This window comes from Bacillus sp. JJ722 (genome assembly GCF_036963345.1).
Classification (GTDB): Bacteria; Bacillota; Bacilli; order Bacillales; family DSM-1321; genus Bacillus_AD.
Genome location: NZ_JBALMO010000290.1, coordinates 1 through 5,075 on the forward strand (window position 1 = coordinate 1; position 5,075 = coordinate 5,075).

The 5,075-nt window shown below is 30.8% G+C and carries 8 protein-coding genes; 6 read left to right on the forward strand and 2 right to left on the reverse strand.

Annotated elements, in window-relative coordinates; all coding sequences use genetic code 11:
• Positions 1 to 20: 20 nt before the first annotated feature.
• From V7014_RS24010 to V7014_RS24020, 3 genes are all read left to right on the forward strand, one after another.
• Entirely contained in the window at positions 21 to 332 is a 312-nt protein-coding gene (locus V7014_RS24010; RefSeq protein WP_335511090.1) for a CHY zinc finger protein, read from the forward strand.
• Between the two features lie 599 nt (positions 333 to 931).
• Positions 932 to 1,111 (forward strand): hypothetical protein, encoded by a 180-nt coding sequence (locus V7014_RS24015; RefSeq protein WP_335511092.1) that lies wholly within the window; start codon positions 932 to 934, stop codon positions 1,109 to 1,111.
• 167 nt (positions 1,112 to 1,278) lie between these two features.
• On the forward strand, positions 1,279 to 1,443 hold the full coding sequence (locus tag V7014_RS24020) for a hypothetical protein (protein WP_335511094.1): 165 nt from the start codon (positions 1,279 to 1,281) through the stop codon (positions 1,441 to 1,443).
• Between the two features lie 25 nt (positions 1,444 to 1,468).
• On the opposite strand, the gene V7014_RS24025 is transcribed toward V7014_RS24020, so the two are convergent.
• Positions 1,469 to 1,714 (reverse strand): hypothetical protein, encoded by a 246-nt coding sequence (locus V7014_RS24025; protein ID WP_335511096.1) that lies wholly within the window; start codon positions 1,712 to 1,714, stop codon positions 1,469 to 1,471.
• Between the two features lie 144 nt (positions 1,715 to 1,858).
• On the opposite strand from V7014_RS24025, the gene V7014_RS24030 reads away from it, so the two are divergent.
• The gene (locus tag V7014_RS24030) at positions 1,859 to 2,410 is read left to right on the forward strand and encodes a hypothetical protein (protein WP_335511098.1); all 552 of its coding nucleotides are present in this window, start codon (positions 1,859 to 1,861) and stop codon (positions 2,408 to 2,410) included.
• A gap of 288 nt (positions 2,411 to 2,698) precedes the next feature.
• Here V7014_RS24030 and V7014_RS24035 read toward each other — a convergent pair whose 3' ends face one another.
• Positions 2,699 to 2,938: a hypothetical protein gene (locus V7014_RS24035; protein WP_335511101.1), complete on the reverse strand. Its 240-nt coding sequence runs from the start codon at positions 2,936 to 2,938 to the stop codon at positions 2,699 to 2,701.
• 509 nt (positions 2,939 to 3,447) lie between these two features.
• On the opposite strand from V7014_RS24035, the gene V7014_RS24040 reads away from it, so the two are divergent.
• A complete protein-coding gene (locus tag V7014_RS24040) occupies positions 3,448 to 3,897 on the forward strand; it encodes a DUF3997 domain-containing protein (protein ID WP_335511103.1) in 450 nt (149 codons plus the stop codon).
• Between the two features lie 311 nt (positions 3,898 to 4,208).
• Positions 4,209 to 5,075, forward strand: an 867-nt coding sequence (locus V7014_RS24045; protein ID WP_335511106.1) for a hypothetical protein, incomplete at its 3' end; no start/stop codon positions are given.

Here is a 5,075-nt window from a genome sequence, read left to right on the forward strand (position 1 = left end):
TTATAGAAGAGGTATAAGTAATGAATGTATTTGGTTGTTTAATTGACAATGAAAATAGATGTCAGCATTACAGTTCCAAAGCGGATGTTGTTTCAATTAAATTCAAGTGTTGTAATAAATATTACTCTTGTTACAAATGTCATGAAAAACAAAATAATCATGATGTTATACTTTGGGAAAGAAATGAATTTAATCAAAAAGCTATACTATGTGGAGTTTGCAAGCTAGAACTATCAATAAGTGAATATTTAGCTCACAAAAATTGTATACATTGTGGATTTAACTTTAACCCTAATTGTACTCGGCATTACCACAAATACTTTAAAATATAGAAAAATTCCGATTATAAGTTTTCATTTTCATTTAAAAATAAAGTTCCAAATTTATATTCATTCAATCTTCACCTTGATTATTGTGTGTTTTGCAAAATAAAAGTACAGACTAGTGCAACATTTTTGTACAGAGTCTAGCACTTTTTTAGTTGCTTAGATTCATCATACTAATCTTGGGGTGATTAGTGTGTATGTAACGTTAGATGTTCAAACGAATTCTGAGATTAAAAATCTTTCAGATTTCCAAAATTCAAGGAACTAATGGAGAATCTAAAAATGAAAATAAATAAAAGCCAGTTAGCTAGGAGGTATTAGGTCTATAACGACCTTCAGTGATAAACTAAGAAAGCTAGGTACCTTTTAGTATTAGCATTGAAATCGTTAAATGTACCTATTTCCCTGTCTTTATATGGAAGAATAGCATTCTTCGTTGCTGGATTAACTGTGCCCAATCATCAAATTCAAAGGCTATTGCCAATTAAATATTCCTAAATCACATAAAGATTTTTATAAATTGATAGACTATCTTTTAGAGTTTTGGGGGATTGAGAACTGTAAATATAGAGATTTAGGGGAAGAAGTAGAGATATTTGTTGATAGTGGATTTAAAACCTTTTGCTAATCAGTTTCAAATCTCAAATATCCAGCATTATCTTAAACAAGGGGAATGGATTGTAGAAGATAACTTTTTAATCATTAAAAGTTCTTATAGAAAGACAAGTTTTGAGTTACCTGTAGAGGGGGTAGGAAACTTCCCACTTTTTTATTTATTTTGTTAAACGAAAATTAAGGAATTAATGACGTATAATCCAAAACTCGTTATACTCTTCATCTTTGGTTTTCCATTGTATGTGGTGTTTAATCTTATCAAAAATTTGTTTACATACATTTATAATGTTGCAAAATTATCGCTAGAGGATTAGATTATCGAATCAATTATGGAGTAATGGACGTAGAGGATCTTATCAGTCGAGCAGCCGAAATGTTTTTCGATGAACATGTAGATCGTAAAAAGGGATTAGAAGATTTAACTGTTTCCTATTATCGTAGACACGAAGAAGAAACTCTGAAAATGCTCGAAGAAGAAGGAATGGAAGAAGCTATCAATTGAATAGGCTATCATATAAGCTGCGACTCTACTCGCAGCTTATATCTATTTCACACTCTTCTTCAATACGATTTTTAATCTCAGTTATAATCTCTTGTTGTTTTGCTGCTGAGCATCTATTAAATGTTCCTTGAAAGTTCGCTGAAAAAGTAAGTGTACATGAACCAACGTCGAATAGTACAAGGTCATCACCGACACGTTCTATTGTAACTGCCACCGGAATGATTAAATCGCTTGCTCGATCACAGAGAGGGGTTATCTTCGTAAACTTCATTTCTTATTTCTCCTAATCTTTCATTTTCAAAAAACACAAAATAGTACATCACTATAATAACATATAATGATATACTTTAGTCCTATACATCATTCAAGAGCATGGGGGGGAGAATAGTTAGTGACGAGTAGGATTGAAAAGAAAGTGCACAAAAAGAGAATAGAAGAACTTGAAAAGCAGAATCTTGAACTAGTAAAAAAACTTAATGAAGAGAAATTTCATTTCGCAGATAAAGAATTTTTGGCTGAGTTCAAAGAGGAACTTATTAAAGAGATTAATACAACCAAACAAGAATCACCTACGGATAAAGTAATGGAAGAGAATACAAATCCTCCCGACTCTTTTCGAAAACTATTGTACTCTGTAGCAATATGGGGAATACTTCTAATTGCAGTAGCTACAATAATTATATTTCTTATTGAAGGATTCATGTTATCAAACCCAATTGAGGTTGATCGATATACCATATCAAAAGAAGATGCTAAATATATAGCAGATAACAAAATACCTATTGCAATGGAAGTAACTAAGGTGTCAAGCATACCATCATGGTTGTCAGATTGGAAAATTTCTTTAAACTTTTTCACAGCTGTGGCCACTCTATTAGGGTTGATTTTTGCTTTGATTGAAATAGGAAAGAGTACTGGATTGGCTAAAAAACAGCCCAAAAAGAAGAGATTGTGGAGAAGAAAATAAGTCTTGTAGATTACTAAATTCTATGATAAAACACCCTCTAGGAAAAAAATAGTTTTTCCTAGGAATTTGGTTAATTACTCTACAATGGGTGATACAATCAAGATTCCAGAACTTAAACAATCAATTCGACGTAATAGCTGTTTTGTTGAATTGTTAAGATAATTTCCATTTTTGGTAATAAAATTCACGTCGGGTCATCTGATAATTATGTAAACCAATCTTTAATATCCATTAACAATGAATACTTTTTTATTTTGTTCAGGAGGAGTTCTTTTTCTAAGTTGTATATTATTTGTTTTTTTGTTTTTTCTTGATAGCACTAAATAGGTAGACCCCTAATACTATGATTGCAGTTATTACTATAGAATAACTAGAAATCATAAAAAAATAATCTCTATTGTTCATTTCTTCTGCAGAATAAAATCCATCTGCATCTATTGTTGTAGTTGAATTATCTATCAAAAATAAAAATAGTACGAATGATATGACAAATGAAATTATAGCAGTTATACCTAAAGTTTTTTTCATATTTATCCTCCCCCTAAATTATCATTCTACTATCATGATAACGTAAATAATTACCTATTTCAAATAAGGTAAAGGTTGGGATTAATGAGGTTTTTCAAACTGGCAATAATGTAAATGGCAATGTGGTAGACGCATTATTGTAAGGAGATCAGGTAATAGTAATTGCAATTGGAGAAATATAACCAACTGAATTTGATTCGTTCTATTAGCCAGACAGTTACAGATAGGTATTGCCTTATCATTCGGTACAGGCTTATATAATTTATCGAAAGTTGTCATTTTTAATGATGCCGATAGAATATCAGAACATATTGTGCGGGAAAGTTCCTATGGAAATGATAAGGGTTACTGGAAACTCTTTAGTTTAAAAAGCATGTGGAAATTAAAACATGCAATAAATCATATGATTTGACTTTTGTTTGGTTTAAGTTCTTTTAAATTCCTTTTATGTTATAATATAGAAAAAAAGAAGATATTAGATGTTATTTCAACATAAAATTGGAGGTTGTATGTCTAGAAATCGATATTTTTATTTTTTATTTATAGGAATTATGAGTTTATTCTTTTTGACTGGATGTCCTGGAGCGGCAGATTATGATATAGATTTGCCTGGTAACTATTCAATTGTTAGAACATCTGCTCACGATGTGACAATAGCTCCTAAAACCGGTGAAGATAGTTGGGGAGCTACTATAATACCTGCTAAAGTTACTGAAGTTGGTTGGAATGATAAATATATTATTGCGAAACAAATTAATCTGGTAAAAGACTCTAAAAGTAATAATGGTTCTGAAATACCAGATGAGCAGGATTATCAATTTTGGATTATACAAATAGAGAATGGTAAAGTAACAGGTCCTTTAGATGATTCAGGTTTAACGAAGAAAAAGGAAGAGTATGAAATATCTGATGATTTTGTCTTAAAAGGAGTACAAGATTTAAACGATTTAAAAAAATGATAAAGAAATACTCCGATATATCCAGATGAAGCGATTTTCTTCATTATGAAGGAACGCTTTTCTAAAATCTTATTCCTAGTTAGCAAGATTAGTTCCTTTTAATCAATTTTAATTACAAACTTACAAGAAACACTCTTAAAAACTTATATAAGTTCAAATCTCTTTGTTTATTAGTTTTTTAAGATATAAAAATCAATTTAAATACTAGAAAATTCATATACTTAAACCTCAATAATTTCCTTTTAATTCACATTTATGTTAAATTGTTCTAGGGGAAGTGCAAATATAAAGAAGAAATGGGGATATGAGTAATGATTTCTATTAAAAAAATGTTTGTTCCTATCTTGACTGTCGCTTTAATTAGTGTAGGAAGTGGTACTTTTACAGCAAAAGCAGCAGAAGATGATTTTATTCAAGAGAATCCATGGGATAACGGTTTTGAAAATGTTACTAATGAAACTCCTTCAAGTCTTGTTGCGGATTCTTCAGAAGTTTTTTGGGGAGAGAAAGCCGAAGAAGATTTTGAAAGATTACAGCGTGAAAGTGAAATGGACAAGCAAATCTATGAATCTCAATTAAGAGAAGGAGAAGATGATTTTTATTCTTCATTATTACCTGAAACATCATTACTTGAAACACCATCAGTAGAATTATCATCAGAACAAGCATCTACAAAATCTCAATTTCGAGCGCAATTCAGAACTATGGCTCTTGCTATGGGAAGTTCATTTAGTTTACCTTTAGCAGGTAATTATATGTATCATTCATTGCAAGATAATCCATCTGCAAAACTTAGTCCGGCTGGATCTGGAACTTCAAACGCACTATCAAATACACGATTTTATACAGACGTTTCTATACCGATTGCTGAAAATATTGATGTAGGACATAAAAATGGTAGAACAAGTGTATCAGGTACAGGTAGTAAAGCTACTAGTATTTCAAATAGCGGATTAGATTTTTATTTAACAATTGGGAAAATAGGATATGAATGGGCAGCAGGTAAACAGTCAAATGGTACGTGGAAAGTAGTTATTAGATTTCATGACACATATAACTATGAGCATATTTATGAAAAAAGAAGCAGCTTTCCTGGAAATGCTATAGATACAATAAACAATTATGCAGCTAAGGGTCAAAATTCAGGAGCTATTGTAGGTTATCCAGTCCATATAACT